We start from the raw sequence: 17902 nt of genomic DNA, 5'->3' as shown, positions 1-17902 counted from the left end.
CTGTCCGTCCCCATCGGGAAATGGTCTACAGTAGGGTTTTCGCAACCCTGTCTGATTGGATCACCGCCCTCATGAGCACTCAACTGGACGCCCTGCGCGCACTGACGACCGTCGTGGCCGACACCGGTGACTTCGAAACCATGCGGGCCTACCGGCCGACCGACGCGACCACCAACCCCTCGCTGATCCTCAAGGCCGTGGGCCAGCCGGCCTACCGCCCCCTGCTGGATCGGGTGCTGCGCGACCACCCCAAGGCTCCGCTGGCCGAACAGGTCGACCGCCTGCTGGTGGCCTTCGGCCGCGAGATCCTGTCCATCGTGCCCGGCCGCGTCTCGACCGAAGTCGACGCCCGGCTGTCCTTCGACACCCAGGCCAGCATCGAGCGCGCCCGGCAGATCATCGCCCTGTACGAAGCCGGGGGCATCCCGCGCGAACGCGTGCTGATCAAGCTGGCCTCGACCTGGGAAGGCATCCAGGCCGCCCGCGCGCTGCAGGCCGAAGGCATCCGCTGCAACCTGACGCTGCTGTTCTCCCTGACCCAGGCGATCGCCTGCGCCCAGGCCAAGGCGACCTTGATCTCGCCCTTTGTGGGCCGCATCTACGACTGGTACAAAAAGGCCGCCGGCGCCGCCTGGGACGAAGCGGCGAACGCCGAATCCGACGATCCCGGCGTGCAGTCCGTGGCGCGCATCTACCGTTACTTCAAGGCCTACGACATCCCCACCCAGGTGATGGGGGCCAGTTTCCGCAACATCGGCCAGATCCGCGCACTGGCGGGCTGCGACCTGCTGACGATCAGCCCCGCCCTGCTGGGCGAACTGGACGCCTCGGACGCCCCCCTGGAACCCCGCCTGTCGGCCGCCGCCGCCAAAGCGGACGCGCCGGAATGGATCGCCAGCAACGAGGTCGCCTTCCGCACCCACCTGAACGAGGATGCCATGGCGACTGAAAAACTGGCCGAAGGCATCCGCATCTTCACGGCCGACGCGATCAAGCTGGACGCGCTGCTCAGCCAGGCCGGCGCCTGACGCGCGGCGATCGCCCTTCTCCGGAAAGCCGCACCCACCCGCTTCGCCATCCCGCCGCTCCGGCACGCCCGGGGATGGAAAACCCGGTGTTGACGGAAAATTTAGATCGATCTAATCTATTCCCGAACGCTGCCAAAAGCGGATGAAGACCCAGCCGGCCGATGTGCCGCGCGCAGCTTCGACACCTCAAACCGGAGACGACATGAAATACCCCAATCTCGCAAAATCCATGCTGTGCGGCATCGCCCTGGCCTTGGCGGCCAGCCTCCCCGCGCAGGCGCTGGAACTGACCGCCGGCCACGTCAACCCGCCGGGAGAACCGTGCTACGAAGCCTTTAACCTGCTGCAGAAAAAACTGGCGGCAGGCAGCACGGGCCTTACCCTGAAAATCTTCCCGCAAAGCCAGATCGGCGATGAAAAAGACGCGATCGAACAGGTCAAGATGGGCGCCCTGACGATGACCTGCGTCGCCAGCGCCAACCTCAGCGCCTTTGCACCGATCGTCGGCGTCTTCGACATCCCGTTCCTGTTCCGCGACGGCGTGACCCACCCCTGGCTCGTGGCCGACGGCCCCATCGGCAAAGACATCAGCAACCGCATCGAACAGCAGTCCGGCCTGCACGTGCTCAGTTGGTGGAGCGCCGGCGTGCGCCACGTCTTCAGCAGCAAGACGCCGATCAAGACGCCCGCCGACATGAAGAACATGAAGATCCGCGTGATCGGCAGCCCGGTCTACATCGACACCTTCACCGCGCTGGGCGCCAAGCCCACGCCCATGCCCTATGGCGAGGTCTACACCAGCCTGGCGACCCACACCATCGACGCGGCCGAGAACGACTCCTCGGGCTACCGCAACATGAAGTTCTATGAACAGGCGCCGCAGCTTTCGCTGACGGGACACTTCTTCCTGATGAAGCCGGTCGTCGCCAACCCGGCCACGCTGGCCAAGCTCAGCCCCGAGCAGCGCAAGGAACTTGATGCCGCCATGGCCGAAGCCACCGCGTATCAGCGCAAACTGTTCGCCGAGAACTTCGACGCCGACATCGAATGGCTGAAGACCAACGGCAAGGTCACCGTGACCGTACCGGACCGCGCCGCCTTCGAGCAGGCCGTCAAGCCGGTCCAGGAAAAGTACGCCAAGCAATACGGCGTCGAACTCGTCGAAGCGATCCGCAACACCCGCTGATCCAGATCACCACGCCCGGGGGCAGCCGCCCCCTGGAGGACCCCTCTGATGAATAAAACACCATTCCTCCGGCTGGAGGCGGGCGTGGCACGCCTTGAAGGTCTGCTGCTGTTCGGCATCCTCGCCGCCCTGCTCGCCACCCTGTCCATGCAGGTGATCTCGCGCTTTCTCATGGACTTCCCCCTGGCCTGGACCGAAGAGCTGGGGCGCGTCCTGCAGATCTGGCTGGTCTTCATCGGCGCGGCCATCGGCACGCACCGCTGCGAACACTTCGTCGTCGAACTGTTCATGGAAAAGGTCAATTTCCCGGGCAAGGCCGCCGTCGCCCGACTGATCGACCTCACCACCGTCGGCTTCTTCTGCGTGCTCGTGTGGGTGTCGGCCGATACCACGATCCACGGCGCGGGCCAGATCCTGCCCACCCTGGGCATCTCGATCGCCTGGTCCTACGCCGCCATCCCCGTCGGCTGCGCCCTGATGGTCCTGCACTTCCTGATGGCCGTCTTCCGGCCGCTCGACGCCGCCGCATCACCGAAAGAGGCCATCGAATGATCTGGCTATTCCTCTCCCTGCTGATCCTGCTCATCCTGCTGCGCGCCCCGATCGCGGTCGCCCTGGGCCTGCCGGCGCTCGTCTGGCTGTTCCTGAGCGACATTTCCCTGGGCATCGCCACCCAGCGGATCTACGGCACGCTCAATAATTCCGTCCTGCTCGCCGTGCCGATGTTCCTGCTGGCCGGCCGCCTGATGAACCAGCTGGAAGTCACCGACCGGATCTTCGATTTCGCCATGGCCGTCGTCGGCCACATCCGCGGCGGCCTGGGCCACGTGGTGGTGCTCACCAGCATGATCTTCTCGGCCATGTCCGGCTCGGCCGCCGCCGACGCGGTCGGCGTGGGCACCATCACCGTCAAGGCGGCGCGCGAGCGCGGCTACGACCCGGAATTCGCGGCCGCGATCACGCTGTCGGCCTCGACCCTGGCGCCCATCATCCCGCCGTCGATCATCATGATCATTTACGGAGCCACCGCCAACGTCTCGATCGGCCGGCTGTTCATCGGCGGCATCATTCCCGGCCTGATCTTCGCTTCCATCATGCTGATCGCGGTCTCGCTCATCGCCCGCCGGCGGCAGTACCCGCTGATGGGGAAATTCTCCTTCGGCCGCCTGTTCTCCACGCTGCGCAAGGCCTTCCTCGTCCTGCTCACGCCCGTGCTCATCATCGGCGGCATCTTCTTCGGCTTCTTCACGCCGACCGAAGCAGCCACCATCGCAGTGCTCTACGTCCTGCTGCTCGGCATGTGGTACCGGACCCTGACCTGGCGCGGCATGTACCGGGAATTCGTCAACGCCGGCAGCACGGTCGGCGTGCTGATGCTGGTCGTCGGCATCTCCGGGCTGGACGGCTGGGTCTTCACCCGCGAACAACTGCCCCTGCTGTTCATGAACGGCGTCAGCGGCCTGGTCACCGAACCCTGGGCCATCATCCTGGTGCTGCTGGGCGTCATCCTGGTGCTGGGGATGTTCATGGACGCAACGCCCATCATCCTGATGGTCGCCCCCGTCATGATGCCCATCGTCGCCGCCGCACACATCGACCCCGTGCACTTCGGCGTGCTGTTCTGCATGACCTGCGTCCTGGGGCTGATCACACCGCCCGTGGGCGTCGCGCTCTACGGCGTGGCCTCGGTCGCGAAACTGCCGATGGAACGGATCTTCTGGGCCACGCTGCCCTTCTTCCTGTCCTTGATCGTCGGCCTGATCTTCCTGGTCTTCTTCCCGGGCGCCATCACCTACGCGCCGGACCTGTTCCTGAATTGAAGCCCACGGGCTGTGTGAAAACCCTGCTGTCAGAGGTAATGAAATGCCTAAAGTGATCTCCGCGGCCCAGGCTGCGGCCCTGGTGAAATCCGGCGACACCCTGGTGATCGGCGGTTCGGGCGGCGGCCACGCCGTGCCCGACCGCCTGATGCAGGCCCTGGGCGAACGCTTCCGCGAAACCCGGCAGCCCGCCGGCATCACCGCCCTGCATCCCGTCGGCCTGGGAGACGGCGCCGACAAAGGCGCCGGCCACCTGGCGCAGGACGGCCTGCTCGCCCGGGTCGTGTCGGGCACCTACGTCAACTCGCCGGGGATTTCCGACCTGGTCCAGGCCGGCAAGATCGAGGGCTGGACGCTGCCCCAGGGCGCGCTGTCGCAGTTGATGCGCGAAATGGCGGCGGGCCGTCCGGGCCTGCTCAGCAAGACCGGCCTGCACACCTTCGTCGATCCCCGGCTGGGCGGCGGCCGGCAATCCGAGCCCCGCACGGGTGAACTGGTCGAACTGATCGAATTCCGTGGAGAGGAGCTGCTGTTCTACAAGCCCTTCCACGTGAACGTCTGCTTTCTGCGCGGCACCACGGCCGACGAAGACGGCAACGTCACCATGGAACAAGAGGCCGTCTTCGGGGAAATGCTGTCCGAGGCCCAGGCCACGCGCCGCTGCGGCGGCATCGTGATCGTCCAGGTCCGGCGCATGGCCCAACGGGGCACGCTGCCGGCCAAGCAGGTCAAGATCCCCGGCATCCTGGTCGACTACATCGTGGTCGAGCCCGACCAGCGCCAGACCTACCTCACGCCCTACAGCCCCGCCTACGCCGGGGAACTGCGCATTCCCATGTCGGACATGCCGCGCCTGCCGCTGGACGCGCGCAAAGTCATCGCCCGCCGCGCGGCCCTGGAGCTGATGACGGGGGCCATCTGCAATCTGGGTTCGGGCATTTCGACCGGCATCGCCGGCATCGCCGCCGAAGAAGGCGCCCTCGACGCTATCTGCCTGACCAACGAACAGGGCCTGGTCGGCGGCGCGCCTGCATCCGGCGGCGACGCCGGCGCCGCCACCAACTACGCGGCCCTGGTCGACCAGCCGTACCAGTTCGACTTCTACGACGGCGGCGGCCTGGACCTGGCCTTCCTGTCCTTCGCCGAGGTCGACTTCCAGGGCAACGTGAACGTCAGCCGCTTCGGCAAACGCATCATCGGCCCCGGCGGCTTCGTCAACATCAGCCAGAACGCGCGCAGCGTCATCTACAGCGGCACCTTCACGGCCGGCGCCAGCCGGCTGCGGATCGGCGACGGCCGCCTGCAGATCGAACAGGACGGGCCGCATCGCAAATTCGTCGAGCAGGTCCAGCAGATCACCTACAGCGGCCCCTACGGTGCGCGTTGCGGCCAACGGGTGCTGTACATCACGGAACGCGCCGTGTTCGAACTGAACCCGGCCGGACTGACGCTGATCGAGATCGCTCCGGGCATCGATCTGGAGCGCGACGTGCTCGCCCACATGGATTTCAAACCCATTATTTCCGCATCGCTGCAACTCATGGACGCCGCGCTGTTTTGCGAGGCATCGATCGGCCTGGCCGCACGCCTCGCCGAACGCGGTCCCATCACCCCGCGCAGCGCGCGGATCGCAGCCGGAGAAGGAGTCCCCGCATGACCATCGCCCGCCTCGACGGCGCCACGCGCCTGTACGGCATCGTCGGCCACCCCATCGCCCAGGCCCGTTCCCCCGAGGTCATGACGGCCCGGCTGCAACAGATCGGGCACAACGCGGTCCTGGTGCCGCTGCACGTGCTGCCCGACGCCTTCGACTCAACCCTGCGAGGCCTGATGCAACTGGGCAACCTCGACGGGCTGATGATCACCGTACCCTACAAGGCGCGCGCCCTGGCGCTGGCCGACAGCCTGCTGCCCAGCGCTGCGCAAGTCGGGGCCGTCAATGCCCTGCGCCGCCATGCGGACGGCACCTGGCAAGGCGGGATGTTCGACGGCACGGGTCTGGTCCTGGCCCTGCGCGCCGAGGGGTTCGAGCCCCGGGGTCGTCTCGTCAAGATGCTGGGCGCCGGCGGCGCCGGCAGCGCAGTCGCCATCGCCCTGGCCGAAGCCGGCGCCCGCGCCCTGGACATCTTCGATACGGACGCGGCGCGCGCCGCCGAACTGGCGCAGCGCGTGACCACGCACTACCCGGACTGCCAGGCCCGGGCCGTCACCGACCCCGCCCATCTCGACGACCATGAGCTGCTGATCAATTGCACCCCCATCGGCATGCAGCCGGGCGACGGCATGCCCGCGCCCTTCGGCCGTCTCGACCCCAGCCTGTTCGTCATGGACATCATCATGAAGCCGCCCGTCACCCCGCTGGCCGAGCATGCCCGCGCCTGCGGCTGCACCGTCCTGAACGGCATCCCCATGCTGGATCAGCAGGCCCAGGCCGTCCTGTCCTTTTTCACGGAGACATCCTCATGACTCAGGAAGTCACACTGGAGGTCGGCGAAGGCATCGCGCGCATCACGCTGAACCGGCCGCGCAAAATGAACGCGGTCACCCCCGAGATGGCCGAACAGATCGAAACCTTCTGCCGCGAAGCGGACCAGGACGATGCCGTGCGCGTCGTCCTGGTCCAGGGCAGCGGCGAGCGGGCGTTCTGCGCCGGCAGCGACCTGGGCTCCCTGGCCGAATACCCGACCGCCTGGGCCTTTCGCAACCGCCGCGAATACGCGCACGCCTTGCGCAACGTGCGCAAGCCCGTCGTCGCCGCCCTGCGGGGCTGGGTGCTGGGCGGCGGCGGAGAACTCGCCCTGGCGGCCGATCTGCGCATCGGCGGCCGGGGTTCGCGCTACGGCTTCCCCGAAGTCACCCACGGCTGGGTGGGCGGCGGCGGCGCCTCGCAGATGCTGCCGCGCCTGATCGGCTACGGCCCTGCGTTGAAGCTGCTGCTGCTGGGCGAACCGATCGACGCCGAGGAAGCCTATCGCCTGGGCCTGATCGATTTTCTCGTCGAGGACGACGCGGTGCCGGACACCGCGCTGGGCGTCGCGCGCAAACTGGCCGCGCACAATCCCCTCGCGGCCCAGGCCGTCAAGGCTTCGGTGCGCCACGCCCTTTCGACCCCGGTCGAATCGGGACTGCGCTACGAGAACGAAATGAACACGCTGTGCTTCAGCACGGGCCAGCACCTGGACGGGATTTCCGCCTTTCAGCGCGGCTCGGATCAACGCTCATGAATGCGCCCAAGCAGACAATCGGACTCGTCGGCCTGGGGATGGCCTTGCGCCCCCATCTGAAAAGCCTGCACGATCTGTCGGACCAGGTGGACATCGGCGCCGCCTGGACGCCCAGCCCGCACCGGCGCGAAGCCGCAGCCCGCGACCTGGGCCTGCCGGTGGCGGACACCCTGGAGGCGCTGCTGGCGGACCCGGACATCGGATCCGTGCTGCTGCTGACGCCCCCCCTCACCCACCTCGACCTGATCGGCCGGTGCGCGGCCGCAGGCAAACACGTGCTGGTCGAAAAGCCCCTGGACGTCTCGACGGACCGCGCCCTCCAGGCCATCCGGCTCATGGAAGACGCCGGACTGCGGCTCGGCGTGGTGCTGCAGCATCGTTTCCGGCCGGCCGCCATGGCGCTGCGCACGCTGATGCGGGCCGGCGAGCTGGGACGCCTGGTGTCGGCCAGCGCCTCGATCCGCTGGTGGCGCACCCCTGCCTACTATGCCGAACCCGGACGCGGCATGCTGGCGCGCGACGGCGGCGGCGTGCTCCTGACCCAGGCCATCCATACGCTGGACCTGCTGCTGGACCTGGCCGGCCCCGTCCGCCGCATCACGGCGCTGACGCGCAATGCCGGTCTGCGCGCCACGGACACCGAGGACATCGCCTGCGGCGCCGTCGAGTTCGACAACGGCGCCATCGGCAGCATCGACGCCACGACCGTCTCCTATCCGGGCTTTCCCGAGCGCATCGAACTGGCGTGCGAACGCGGCACGGCGGTGATGACCGGCGAGGCGCTGGACGTCTACCGCCAGGACGGGCGGCACGAGCATGTGGATCCTCCGGCATTCGAGCGCGACAGCAGCGACCCCATGGCCTTTGACCACGGCGCCCACCGCGCCGTGATCCAGGACTTTCTCGACAGCACGCGGACGGGCCGCCCCCCCATGGCGCACGGCCGCTCGGCGCTGCGCGTCCAGTCCCTGATCGAGGGCTTTCTGCAATCCTCCGAACGGCAATGCGCCGTCACCCTGTCAGACCACTCACGCTAAAGAGGCGATCTCATGGATTTCCACGTCCAAGTCGGCGATCACGCCCAATTCACCAAGACCGTCGGCGAATACGACGTCTACGGCTTTGCCGGCATCACCGGCGACCTGGCCGCCAATCACGTCGATGAGCATGCCATGCGCCAGACGCCCTACGGCGGGCGCATCGCGCACGGCGCGCTGTTGATCGGCTACATGTCCACCACCTCGACCATGATCTGCCGGGCGTCCGAAGGGCGCGGCCCGGACGACGAGATCGCCGTGTCCCTGGGCTACGACCGCATCCGCTTCCTCGAAGGCGTGCGCATCGGCGACACGCTCACCGTCCACTACACCATCGCCGAGATCGATCCCGAACGCCGCCGCTCCCGCTCGGACATCCGGATCACCAATCAGCACGGCGACACCGTCGCCGTCGCCCACCACATCCTCAAATGGGTCAAGAAGGCTTGAACACCATGGCATATACATTCGAACCCCCGCTCAACGACGTCCAGCGCATGATCCGCGAATCGGCGCACGTTTTCGTCAACGAAAAAGTGCGGCCCATCGCGGCGGAGCTCGACGAAACCGAACGCTATCCGGCCGAGCTCTACCAGGAAATGGCCCAACTGGGCATGCTCGGCCTGACCGTGCCCGAGGCCCACGGCGGCGTGGGCGCCGGAGCGCTGGCGTATGCCGTCCTGATGGAAGAACTGGGCCGGGGCTACGCCTCGGTCGCCGACCAGTGCGGCCTGGTCGAACTGGTCGGCTCGCTGCTGTCCGAACACGGCACGCCCGAACAGCGCGAACGCTACCTCACGCCCCTGCTGCGCGGCGAAAAGCGCTGCGCCTACGCCATCACCGAAGCCGGCGCAGGCTCGGACGTCAGCGGCATCCGCTGCACCGCCACGCGCACCGACAGCGGCTGGTCGCTCAGCGGCGAAAAACTCTGGATCCACAACGCGCCGGTCGCGGACTTCGCCGTCGTGCTGGCGCGCAGCGACATCGAGCTGGGCAAGCGCGGCATGAGCATCTTCATCGTCGACCGTGACCTGCCGGGCTACACCGCCGGCCCCCGGGAACACAAGATGGGCCAGCGGGCGTCACCGCTGGGCCCCCTGTCCTTCGACGCGGTGCCGCTGGCCGAAGACGCGCTCCTGGGCACGCAGGGCCAGGGCTTCAAGATGATGATGAGCGTGCTGGACAAGGGCCGCGTGGGGATCGCTTCGCTGGCGGTCGGGATCGTGCGGGCCGCGCTGGAGGCTTCGATCGACTACGCCCGCATCCGCCGCCAGTTCGACCAGCCGATCGCCGGCTTCCAGGCGGTGCAATGGATGCTGGCGGACATGGCCAAGGCGGCGCACGCGGCGCGCCTGATGGTGCACGCCGCGGCGGACAAGATGGATCGGGGCGAACGCGCCTCGGTCGAGGCCTCGATGGCCAAGTGCTTCGCGGGCGATGCGGCGGTGGAACACACGGCCAACGCGATCCAGATCCACGGCGGCATGGGCTACACGCGCGGGATCGAAGTCGAACGGCTCTACCGGGACGCCAAGATCACCCAGATCTACGAAGGCACCAATCAAATCCAGCGCATGATCATTGCGCGCGCGCTGCTGAGCTAAGACGAGAAGCCTGCCATGACATCCACACCATCCCCCCGCCCCGCCGCCCTGGTGACCGGCGCCCGCCGAGGCATCGGCCGCGGCATCTGCCTGGCCCTGGCGCGCCGGGGCTACGACATCGTGCTCAACGACATCGCGCACGATGCCGACATGGACCGGACCCTGGCGGCGCTGGCGCAGGAAGGCGCCCGCACCCGCGTCGTGGTCGCCGACATCGCCGATCCCCAGGCGCGCGCCGGCCTCGCGTCCCAGGCCTGGGACGCCTTCGGCGGCCTGAGCTGCCTGGTGAACAATGCCGGTATTTCCGTCAAGGTCCGGGGCGATATCCTGGACGTCGAGGAAAGCAGCTTCGACACGCTGATCGCGGTCAATCTGAAGGCCATGTTCTTCCTGACGCAGGACGTCGCCCGCCGCATGCTCGCCGACGGCGCGCCGCGCGGCCCGCGCTCGATCATCAACGTCTCCTCGGCCAATGCGCTGTTCGCCTCGGTCGAGCGGGCCGAATACTGCCTGTCCAAGACGGGCGTCTCGATGGCCACCAAGCTCTATGCCCTGCGGCTGGCGGACACCGACATCCGCGTCTACGAGATCCGGCCCGGCGTCATCGAGACGGACATGACCAAGGTCGTCAAGGCCAAATACGATCAGCGGATTGCGGACGGCCTGACGCCGATCCGGCGATTCGGCACGGCCGACGAGGTCGGCCTGGCCGTGGCCACGCTGGCCGAGGGCCGCTTTCCCTTCAGCACCGGGGACGCCTTCCACATCGACGGCGGCATGCACATCCCCCACTTCTGATCAGCCGGGCTCCCGCATCCCGCCAGGCGCCCCGCTGGATTCGCGCACGACCAGCCGGGGCGCAAGAATGACCTTTTGCGCCGGACGGCCCGGGTCGCTGATCCGGTCGAGCAGCACGCGCGCGGCCTGACGGCCGATTTCCTCGATCGGGATGGCGACCGTCGTCAGGCCGGGCAGCCACAGCCCCGCCTCGACGATGTTGTCATGCCCCACCACGGCGAAATCGTGGCCGATGCGCATGCCCAGGTGATTGAGTCCCAGCATGGCGCCGAAGGCCGTGATGTCGTTGAAGCACACGGCGGCCGTCGGCGGCCGGGCCTGGGCCATGAGCGACATCAGGCCCTCCATCCCGTTGCGCCGCGTGGGCGCGCTTTCGACGATGATGGCGGGGTCGACGGGCAGGCCCGCCGCCTGCAGGGCGGACGTGTAGCCGTCGAGCCGCTCGCGCCCCGTGGACGTGCGCGTGTTGGCGCCGATCATCGCAATCCGGCGATGGCCGAGCGACAGCAGGTGTTCGGTCGCCATCCTCAGGCCGAGGGTGTTGTCATTGGCGACGTAATCGGCCTTGACCCCGCCGATGCGGCGCGACAGAAAGACAAAGGGGACGCCCAGTGCGCTCAGGCGCCGGATCGTCGCCACCGGCGTCCCGATCGCCGGACAGATGATCAAGCCGTCGACGTTATATTCGCGCATCGTCTCGACGAACGCATTCTGCTTGTCGATCGATTCGTTGTTATTGCTCAGCAGCGCCATCCGCCCGACCTGCAGCAAGCCCTGCTCGGCGGCGGCGGTGAGTTCCGCGAAATATGGGTTGCTCAGGTCCGTGATCGAGACCCCCACGATCAGGGACCGCCGGGACCGCAGGCTGGCGGCGCCGCGATCATAGACGTAGCCCAGTTCGACCGCCGCCTGCTTGACGCGCTCCCGGGTGCTGTCGGCGACCAGCGGGCTGTCCCGCATGACCAGAGACACCGTGGCCCGGGAGACGTCCGCATGCCGGGCGATGTCCAGCAGCGTGACGCGCCCGACGGCCGTGCCTGCACTCTTGTTTTTCATGACTGCCATAGATCGATCCAATGCAATCCCGGAGACGAAGCGGGCGCCGCCTGCCTTCCCGGACGACACCCCCTGTTACAGTGGAATTATATCGGTCTACCGACAGGGATCGACCGAAGCCGGGCCTCTGTGAGCCTCAGGTTTTCCCGGCCTCCCCCGGCCCGGGCTGCCAGACCAGCAGGCGTCGTTCCGCCAGCGACACGATCCCGTCCAGCAGCAGCGCGAACACCGTCAGCACGACGATGCCGGCGAACACGGTGTTGACGTCCAGCGTGCCTTCGGCCTGCAGGATCAGGTAGCCGACCCCGGCCGCCGAGCCCAGGTATTCGCCCACCACCGCGCCCACAAAGGCCAGGCCCACGGACGTGTGCAGGCTGGAGAACACCCAGCTGGTGGCCGAGGGAATGTAGACGTGGCGCAACAACTGGCGGCGGCTGGCGCCCAGCATGCGGGCATTGTCCAGCAGGGTCGGACTGACCTCGCGCACGCCCCGGTAGACGTTGAAAAAGACGATGAAGAACACCAGCGTCACGGCCAGGGCGACCTTGGACCAGATGCCCAGGCCGAACCACATGCCGAAGATCGGCGCCAGGATGACGCGCGGCATGGAATTGGCCGCCGTGACGTAGGGTTCGAGCAGGGCGCTGGCGCCGCGCGACAGGCCCAGCCACAGGCCGAAACCCAGGCCGCCGATCGTGCCGATGACGAAGGCCAGCACGGTTTCAGACAGGGTGATCCACAGGTGGCGGTAGATCCCGGCGTCGGTCACGAACCAGGACCAGATCACCTGGGCCACGTCCAGCGGCCGGCCAAAGAAGAACGCCACATTGCGGTTCAGCGAAGCCCAATGCCAGACCAGCAGAATGGCCGCCAGCAAGAACAGTTGCAGCACACGCAGCACGGGTTTGGACAGATCGGATTTCATCGTGGCGGGCGCTCCGGTGGGTGGCTCGGGTCGGCGGGGGTCATCGCGGCCTCGCCGTCAGGCGCGCCGCTGCCGCTCGTAGCCCTTCAGGACTTCGTCGCGCAGCACCGCCCAGATGGCCTGATGCAGTTCGACGAAACGGGGCTGCATGCGGACCTCGGCCACGTCGCGCGGGCGCGGGATGTCGATGACGAATTCCCCGATCGGGCGGGTCTCGGGACCGGCCGACAGCACCACCACGCGGTCGCTCATGGCGATGGCCTCGTCCAGGTCGTGGGTGATGAACAGCACGGCCTTGCGTCGGGCCATCCACAGATCCAGGACCTCGTTTTCCATCAACTGGCGGGTCTGGATGTCCAGGGCCGAAAACGGCTCGTCCATCAGGATGAGGTCGGGATCGCGGATCAGCGTCTGGGCCAGCATGACGCGCTTGCGCATGCCGCCCGACATCTGGTGCGGATAGCGGTTCTCGAAACCGCCCAGGCCGACCCGGCGCAGCCATTCGCGGCTGTGTTCCGCGGTCTCGGCGGCGGACACCCCCGCGAACTCCAGCCCGGCGGACACGTTGGCCTGCGCATTGCGCCAGGGCATCAGGGCCTCGCCCTGGAACATATAGCCCGCCCGCGCGTTGACCCCATGCAGCGCCTGGCCGAACACCTGGACCGCGCCGGACGTGGGTCGCAGCAAGCCGGCCGCCATGTTCAGCAGCGTGGACTTGCCGCAGCCCGTAGGGCCGACGACCGAGACGAACTCGCCGGGCGCCACTGCCAGGGTGGCGTTGCGCATGGCCGTGTACGGCGTGCCGTCGGGCGAGGTGAAGGTGCAGGTGACCTGGTCCAGCAGCAGGGCGGGCGCATCCGCCCCGCCCCCGGCCGGGTGCGCGCGCCGGTCAGGCATGGGGGTAGGTCTGGTTGGCCTTGGCGGCGAACTGGTTGGTCCAGATGCGGGAAATGTCGATCGCCGTGCGGTCGAAGTTCGGCACGAATTCGGCCAGCGCGTTGAGCGCCGTCTGCGGGCCGTCTTCCGGCACCAGGCCGTCGGGCGACAAGCCCGGGCGATTGCCCTTGAGCGCCAGCTTGTACAGGTCCGGATCGCCCAGCAGATAGGATTCCGGCACCAGCTTGGCAATGTCGTCCACGGACGAGGCCTGGATCCATTTATCGGCCCGCACCATGGCATTGGCCAGCGCCTGCGTGGTGTTGGGATTGGCGTCGATGAAGGCCTGGGACGTATACAGGCAGCCCGACGGCATATTGCCGCCGAAGATCTTCTGCGCGTCTTCCAGGGCGCGGGTGTCCGCGATGATCTGGATGGCGTCTTCCTTGACCAGGGTGCTGATCACCGGGTCCAGGTTGGCGATGGCGTCAATCTGGCCGGAACGCAGGGCCGTCACCGCCCCGGCGCCCGCGCCCACGCCGATGAAGGACACGTCGGCGGGCTTGAGCCCATGCTGCGCCAGGAAGAAACTGACCATCATATTGGTCGAGGACCCCGGCGCCGTGACGCCGATCTTCTTGCCCTTCAGGTCGGCGGGCGACTGGTAGCCGGCCATGGTTTTCCTGGACACGCCCAGCACGATCATGGGCGCCCGCCCCTGCAGGACGAAGCAGCGGTAGAACTGGCCCTTGGCCTGCAGGTTGATGGTGTGCTCGAAGGCGCCGGAGACCACGTCGGCGCTGCCGCCCACCACGGCCTGCAAGGCCTTGGACCCGCCCGCGAAATCGGCGATGGTGACGTTCAGGCCTTCGTCCTTGAAGTAGCCCTTCAGGTGCGCGACCGACAGCGGCAGATAGTAGATCAGCGGCTGGCCGCCGACGGCGATGGTCAGGTCCTGCTTTTCGAGCAGTGCGGCCAGCCCTTGCGCAAAGGACAGTCCGGGCACCGCACCCAGCAGTCCTGCGGCGCCGGCGGTCTTGAGCAGTTCACGGCGTGAAATCGACATGATGGCTTGTCTCCCTGGTGGTGATGCTGCGTTGCTGCGCTTGAAGATTCGATGATAACGCAGCGAGGCGCCCGGACCTCAGTTGGGCCGGCGTTCCATCAGGGCCCAGGCGATCGTGCCGGCGTCGACGTATTCCAGTTCGCTGCCGCTGGGCACGCCGCGCGCCAGCCGGGTGACCTTGACGCCGCATTCGCGCAGCATTTCGGCCAGGTAGTAAGCCGTGGTCTCGCCCTCGGCGGTGAAATTGGTCGCCAGGATGACCTCGCGGACCCGGCCGTCCCGGACCCGGTCGCGCAAAGGGGCGAACCGGACCTGATCCGGCCCGACGCCTTCCAGCGGCGCCAGCCGGCCCATCAGCACGTAGTACAGGCCCTGGTAGCCGTGGCTGGCCTCGATCATGTTCTGGTCGGCCGGCGTCTCGACGACGCACAGCACGGACGGATCACGATCCGGGTTCTCGCAGGTGGCGCACAGCGGCGTCTGGGAAAAGGAGTTGCAGCGCTCGCAATGGCACAGCCCGCCGACCGCGTCGCGCAGCGCATCGCCCAGGCGCAGCGCGCCGTCCGGATCGTGCTGCAGCAGGTGATAGGCCATGCGCCGGGCGGTGCGCACGCCCACGCCGGGCAACCCCCGCAACGCATCGATCAGGGCGCGCAGCGGTTCCGGTTCAGGCAGGCCGGTGGCCATGTCAGAACAGCCGATTCATGTCGGGCGGATCGGCGGCCGTCTCAGAACGGCAGCTTCATGCCCGGCGGCAGGGACAGACCGGCCGTCACGGCGGACATCTTTTCCTGGGAGGTGGCTTCGGCCTTGCGCTGGGCGTCGTTGAAGGCCGCTGCGACCAGATCCTCGATCATGTCGCGATCGTCATCGAACAGCGATGGATCGATCTGCACGCGCTTGACGTCGTACTTGCAGCTCATGGTGACCTTGACCAGGCCGCCGCCGGCGGCGCCCTCGACCATCAGGTCGGCCAGGGCGTCCTGGGCCTTCTTCATGTTTTCCTGCATCTGCTGGGCCTGGCGCATCAGCCCGGCGATCTGACCTTTCATCATGGCAGTGTCCTGATTCGGTAGGGGTATTCAGTGGTTTTTCAAACGTGGGACTATACCGCAGGCGGGCGGACCGAGCCCGGCACCACGCGCGCGGCAAAGCGCTGCGCCAGCGCGAGGACCAGTGCGTCCTGCTCGACCGCCTGCTCGGCGGCCTGCTGCCGCCGGCCGCGCTCGGCCTGGTCGACGGCATGGGCGGTGTCGTCGCCGGTCGCGCCATACTCGACATCCAGCCGCAGCACGCGGCCGAAATATTCGGACAGCACCGTGCGCAGCCGGTCATGGCCGCCGCCGTCCGCATAGGTGTGGATCGCCACCCGCAGGCGGATCCGGTGCTCGTCGCCGGACAGCCATTCACTGTTCAGCGCCAGCGCCCGGGCCGCACCGCCGATCGGCAGGCCGGCGGCCACCGCCGGCCAGGCCTGGACGGTCATCCGGCCGGGTTCGGGGGTTTCGGGCGCCGGCGCGGGCGGCTCGGCGGACAGGCCGGCCATGACCCCGGCCGCGCCCGAATCGATGCCCAGATCGTCCAGAGAGGCGGCGGCATCGAAGGGTTCGGCCAGGTCATCGGGAACGGCGTCGGTCCAGTCGTCCGAGGCGGACGCCGCCTCGTCGGGAGGCGCGGGCGGCGCCGGATCGGGATCCGGGATCGGATCGGGGTGCGGCGCCGGGTCCGGTTCGGGCGCGGGGACCGGGGGCCGGGGGGATGCGGCGGCTGGAGCCGGCTCGGCAGCCGGTGCGGCCGCTGACGGCGTGGCCGAAGGCGCGGGCGCCGCGACGGCCTGGGCCGGGCCGGACGCGGCCGGGGCCTCATCCGGGGCAGACTCCCAGGCCGGCAGTTCGGCGGCCGGGACGGCTTCGGCCGGGATCGGGGCGTGAGCCGCGGGGGCCGGCACGGCCGCAGGCGATGCAATCGGCACAGACGGTTTGGCAGGGGGCGCGGCGGCTTCGGCCGCCGGCGGGGCATCCGCCCGGGCCATCGGCGGCGATCCCATCGCCACGGGCGGCACGCGGCCTTCCGGCAGCAGGGCCAGCATGCGCAGGCAGGCCATGACAAAGCCCGCCTGTTCGTCAGGCGCCAGGGCCAGTTCATGGCGGCTGTGCACCGCCACGGCGTAGAACAACTGCACGTCGTCCGGCGTCAGGGCGCCCGCCAAAGCGGTGACGTCTTCGGCCAGCGGATCGTCGGCCTGGGCATGCCCCAGGCGCTGGGCGATGGCCACCCGCGACAGCAGCACGGCCAGGTCCCCCAGCGCCGCCTGGAACGACAGGCCGCGCGCGGCCAGATCGTCGGCCACGGCCAGGATGCCGGGCGCGTCGGCAGCCGCCAGGGCGCGCAGCAGATCCAGCAAATGGCGCTGATCCAGCGTACCCAGCATTTCGCCCACGGCGGCGGCCGTCAGGTCACCCGCTGAAAAGGAAATGGCCTGGTCCGTCAGGGACAAGGCATCGCGCATCGAACCGGCCGCCGCCTGGGCGATCAGCCGCAGCCCCTGGGGGTCCGCCGGCACGGATTCCTGCGCCAGGATGTCCTGGAGGTGATCGACGATGGCGGGCACCGTCATCTGCTTCAGGTTGAACTGCAGGCAACGCGACAACACCGTCACCGGAATCTTTTGCGGGTCGGTGGTCGCGAGGATGAATTTGACGTGCTCGGGCGGTTCTTCGAGCGTCTTCAGCATGGCGTTGAACGCATGCCCGGTCAGCATGTGGACTTCGTCGATCATGTAGACCTTGAAGCGGCCGGACGACGGCGCGTAGACCGCCTGTTCCAGCAACTGGGTCATCTCATCGACGCCCCGGTTCGAGGCGGCGTCGAGCTCGATGTAGTCCACGTAGCGGCCCGCGTCGATCTCCGTGCAGGCCTGGCAATGGCCGCACGGGGTGGCGGTGATGCCTTGGGCGCAATTCAGGGATTTGGCCAGGATGCGCGACAAAGTGGTCTTGCCCACGCCGCGCGTGCCGGTAAACAGCCAGGCATGGTGCAGCCGGCCGGACGACAGCGCATGGGTCAGGGCCCGCACCACGTGATCCTGTCCAATCAGCGTATCGAAGGAACGGGGGCGCCATTTGCGCGCCAAGACGAGATAGCTCATAGGCCGCCCTGGAGGGGGAAAAGGAAAGGCGAGCCTGACTTCGGCACTGGTTCCGCGCGGCTGTGGCTGCTTCGTTCCCGACCTGACCAGGTTCACCGCCGAACCATGCGAAGGGGCCCGCCTCTGGAATTCTA

The 17902-nt window shown here is 68.0% G+C and carries 18 protein-coding genes and 1 other RNA gene; 11 read left to right on the top strand and 8 right to left on the bottom strand.

All coding sequences use genetic code 11. The features are described from left to right. Positions 1 to 71 precede the first annotated feature (71 nt). From tal to ACFO0J_RS08375, 11 genes are all read left to right on the top strand, one after another. Positions 72 to 1028: a transaldolase gene (gene tal / locus ACFO0J_RS08425; RefSeq protein WP_376812628.1), complete on the top strand. Its 957-nt coding sequence runs from the start codon at positions 72 to 74 to the stop codon at positions 1026 to 1028. Positions 1029 to 1230: 202 nt separating this feature from the next. Beyond that, positions 1231 to 2214 carry a TRAP transporter substrate-binding protein gene (locus tag ACFO0J_RS08420; protein ID WP_376812627.1) on the top strand — a complete coding sequence of 328 codons (984 nt, stop codon included), beginning with the start codon at positions 1231 to 1233 and terminating at the stop codon, positions 2212 to 2214. Positions 2215 to 2298: 84 nt separating this feature from the next. Next, positions 2299 to 2766 carry a TRAP transporter small permease gene (locus ACFO0J_RS08415; RefSeq protein WP_376812626.1) on the top strand — a complete coding sequence of 156 codons (468 nt, stop codon included), beginning with the start codon at positions 2299 to 2301 and terminating at the stop codon, positions 2764 to 2766. Continuing rightward, positions 2763 to 4034 carry a TRAP transporter large permease gene (locus ACFO0J_RS08410; protein WP_376812625.1) on the top strand — a complete coding sequence of 424 codons (1272 nt, stop codon included), beginning with the start codon at positions 2763 to 2765 and terminating at the stop codon, positions 4032 to 4034. The genes ACFO0J_RS08415 and ACFO0J_RS08410 overlap by 4 nt, the downstream gene beginning before the upstream one ends. 43 nt (positions 4035 to 4077) lie before the next feature. Then, positions 4078 to 5691 carry an acyl CoA:acetate/3-ketoacid CoA transferase gene (locus ACFO0J_RS08405; RefSeq protein ID WP_376812624.1) on the top strand — a complete coding sequence of 538 codons (1614 nt, stop codon included), beginning with the start codon at positions 4078 to 4080 and terminating at the stop codon, positions 5689 to 5691. Then, entirely contained in the window at positions 5688 to 6500 is an 813-nt protein-coding gene (locus tag ACFO0J_RS08400) for a shikimate dehydrogenase family protein (protein ID WP_376812623.1), read from the top strand. The genes ACFO0J_RS08405 and ACFO0J_RS08400 overlap by 4 nt, the downstream gene beginning before the upstream one ends. Beyond that, positions 6497 to 7258: an enoyl-CoA hydratase/isomerase family protein gene (locus tag ACFO0J_RS08395; protein ID WP_376812622.1), complete on the top strand. Its 762-nt coding sequence runs from the start codon at positions 6497 to 6499 to the stop codon at positions 7256 to 7258. The genes ACFO0J_RS08400 and ACFO0J_RS08395 overlap by 4 nt, the downstream gene beginning before the upstream one ends. Further along, positions 7255 to 8295 (top strand): Gfo/Idh/MocA family protein, encoded by a 1041-nt coding sequence (locus tag ACFO0J_RS08390; RefSeq protein ID WP_376812621.1) that lies wholly within the window; start codon positions 7255 to 7257, stop codon positions 8293 to 8295. The genes ACFO0J_RS08395 and ACFO0J_RS08390 overlap by 4 nt, the downstream gene beginning before the upstream one ends. A 12-nt stretch (positions 8296 to 8307) precedes the next feature. Continuing rightward, on the top strand, positions 8308 to 8745 hold the full coding sequence (locus tag ACFO0J_RS08385; RefSeq protein WP_376812620.1) for a MaoC family dehydratase: 438 nt from the start codon (positions 8308 to 8310) through the stop codon (positions 8743 to 8745). Positions 8746 to 8750: 5 nt separating this feature from the next. Further along, positions 8751 to 9899 carry an acyl-CoA dehydrogenase family protein gene (locus ACFO0J_RS08380; protein WP_376812619.1) on the top strand — a complete coding sequence of 383 codons (1149 nt, stop codon included), beginning with the start codon at positions 8751 to 8753 and terminating at the stop codon, positions 9897 to 9899. Between the two features lie 15 nt (positions 9900 to 9914). Beyond that, positions 9915 to 10697 carry a 3-ketoacyl-ACP reductase gene (locus ACFO0J_RS08375; protein ID WP_376812618.1) on the top strand — a complete coding sequence of 261 codons (783 nt, stop codon included), beginning with the start codon at positions 9915 to 9917 and terminating at the stop codon, positions 10695 to 10697. Here the strand turns inward: ACFO0J_RS08375 and ACFO0J_RS08370 are convergent, their stop codons facing one another. From ACFO0J_RS08370 to ffs, 8 genes are all read right to left on the bottom strand, one after another. Next, positions 10698 to 11762: a LacI family DNA-binding transcriptional regulator gene (locus ACFO0J_RS08370; RefSeq protein WP_376812617.1), complete on the bottom strand. Its 1065-nt coding sequence runs from the start codon at positions 11760 to 11762 to the stop codon at positions 10698 to 10700. A 127-nt stretch (positions 11763 to 11889) separates the two neighbouring features. Continuing rightward, the gene (locus ACFO0J_RS08365) at positions 11890 to 12678 is read right to left on the bottom strand and encodes an ABC transporter permease (protein WP_376812616.1); all 789 of its coding nucleotides are present in this window, start codon (positions 12676 to 12678) and stop codon (positions 11890 to 11892) included. Between the two features lie 57 nt (positions 12679 to 12735). Next, the gene (locus ACFO0J_RS08360; RefSeq protein WP_376812615.1) at positions 12736 to 13575 is read right to left on the bottom strand and encodes an ABC transporter ATP-binding protein; all 840 of its coding nucleotides are present in this window, start codon (positions 13573 to 13575) and stop codon (positions 12736 to 12738) included. Beyond that, entirely contained in the window at positions 13568 to 14620 is a 1053-nt protein-coding gene (locus ACFO0J_RS08355; protein ID WP_376812614.1) for an ABC transporter substrate-binding protein, read from the bottom strand. Before ACFO0J_RS08355 ends, ACFO0J_RS08360 begins: the two co-directional genes overlap by 8 nt. 78 nt (positions 14621 to 14698) lie before the next feature. Next, positions 14699 to 15307, bottom strand: a complete 609-nt coding sequence (recR, locus tag ACFO0J_RS08350; RefSeq protein ID WP_376812613.1) for a recombination mediator RecR — start codon at positions 15305 to 15307, stop codon at positions 14699 to 14701. Between the two features lie 41 nt (positions 15308 to 15348). Continuing rightward, positions 15349 to 15675 (bottom strand): YbaB/EbfC family nucleoid-associated protein, encoded by a 327-nt coding sequence (locus ACFO0J_RS08345; RefSeq protein WP_376812612.1) that lies wholly within the window; start codon positions 15673 to 15675, stop codon positions 15349 to 15351. A 50-nt stretch (positions 15676 to 15725) separates the two neighbouring features. Beyond that, positions 15726 to 17768: a DNA polymerase III subunit gamma/tau gene (gene dnaX / locus ACFO0J_RS08340; RefSeq protein WP_376812611.1), complete on the bottom strand. Its 2043-nt coding sequence runs from the start codon at positions 17766 to 17768 to the stop codon at positions 15726 to 15728. A 24-nt stretch (positions 17769 to 17792) separates the two neighbouring features. Beyond that, positions 17793 to 17890: signal recognition particle sRNA small type (gene ffs / locus ACFO0J_RS08335), an RNA gene on the bottom strand. Between the last annotated feature and the right edge of the window lie 12 nt (positions 17891 to 17902).

The organism is Castellaniella hirudinis (genome assembly GCF_042651965.1).
GTDB classification, from domain to species: domain Bacteria; phylum Pseudomonadota; class Gammaproteobacteria; order Burkholderiales; family Burkholderiaceae_B; genus Castellaniella; species Castellaniella hirudinis.
Note: the sequence above shows the minus strand (reverse complement) of the source record. Positions and strands in the feature narration are given on the sequence as shown.

Bases quoted from the DNA above. Each gene is read 5' to 3' on its own strand.
- ACFO0J_RS08420 (WP_376812627.1), top strand. From the start codon at position 1,231: ATGAAATACCCCAATCTCGCAAAATCCATGCTGTGCGGCATCGCCCTG.
- ACFO0J_RS08355 (WP_376812614.1), bottom strand. From the start codon at position 14,620: ATGTCGATTTCACGCCGTGAACTGCTCAAGACCGCCGGCGCCGCAGGA.
- ACFO0J_RS08410 (WP_376812625.1), top strand. From the start codon at position 2,763: ATGATCTGGCTATTCCTCTCCCTGCTGATCCTGCTCATCCTGCTGCGC.
- ACFO0J_RS08375 (WP_376812618.1), top strand. From the start codon at position 9,915: ATGACATCCACACCATCCCCCCGCCCCGCCGCCCTGGTGACCGGCGCC.
- recR (WP_376812613.1), bottom strand. From the start codon at position 15,307: ATGGCCACCGGCCTGCCTGAACCGGAACCGCTGCGCGCCCTGATCGAT.
- ACFO0J_RS08405 (WP_376812624.1), top strand. From the start codon at position 4,078: ATGCCTAAAGTGATCTCCGCGGCCCAGGCTGCGGCCCTGGTGAAATCC.
- ACFO0J_RS08365 (WP_376812616.1), bottom strand. From the start codon at position 12,678: ATGAAATCCGATCTGTCCAAACCCGTGCTGCGTGTGCTGCAACTGTTC.
- tal (WP_376812628.1), top strand. From the start codon at position 72: ATGAGCACTCAACTGGACGCCCTGCGCGCACTGACGACCGTCGTGGCC.
- ACFO0J_RS08400 (WP_376812623.1), top strand. From the start codon at position 5,688: ATGACCATCGCCCGCCTCGACGGCGCCACGCGCCTGTACGGCATCGTC.
- ACFO0J_RS08345 (WP_376812612.1), bottom strand. From the start codon at position 15,675: ATGATGAAAGGTCAGATCGCCGGGCTGATGCGCCAGGCCCAGCAGATG.
- ACFO0J_RS08385 (WP_376812620.1), top strand. From the start codon at position 8,308: ATGGATTTCCACGTCCAAGTCGGCGATCACGCCCAATTCACCAAGACC.
- ACFO0J_RS08360 (WP_376812615.1), bottom strand. From the start codon at position 13,575: ATGCCTGACCGGCGCGCGCACCCGGCCGGGGGCGGGGCGGATGCGCCC.
- ACFO0J_RS08395 (WP_376812622.1), top strand. From the start codon at position 6,497: ATGACTCAGGAAGTCACACTGGAGGTCGGCGAAGGCATCGCGCGCATC.
- ACFO0J_RS08370 (WP_376812617.1), bottom strand. From the start codon at position 11,762: ATGGCAGTCATGAAAAACAAGAGTGCAGGCACGGCCGTCGGGCGCGTC.
- ACFO0J_RS08380 (WP_376812619.1), top strand. From the start codon at position 8,751: ATGGCATATACATTCGAACCCCCGCTCAACGACGTCCAGCGCATGATC.
- dnaX (WP_376812611.1), bottom strand. From the start codon at position 17,768: ATGAGCTATCTCGTCTTGGCGCGCAAATGGCGCCCCCGTTCCTTCGAT.
- ACFO0J_RS08390 (WP_376812621.1), top strand. From the start codon at position 7,255: ATGAATGCGCCCAAGCAGACAATCGGACTCGTCGGCCTGGGGATGGCC.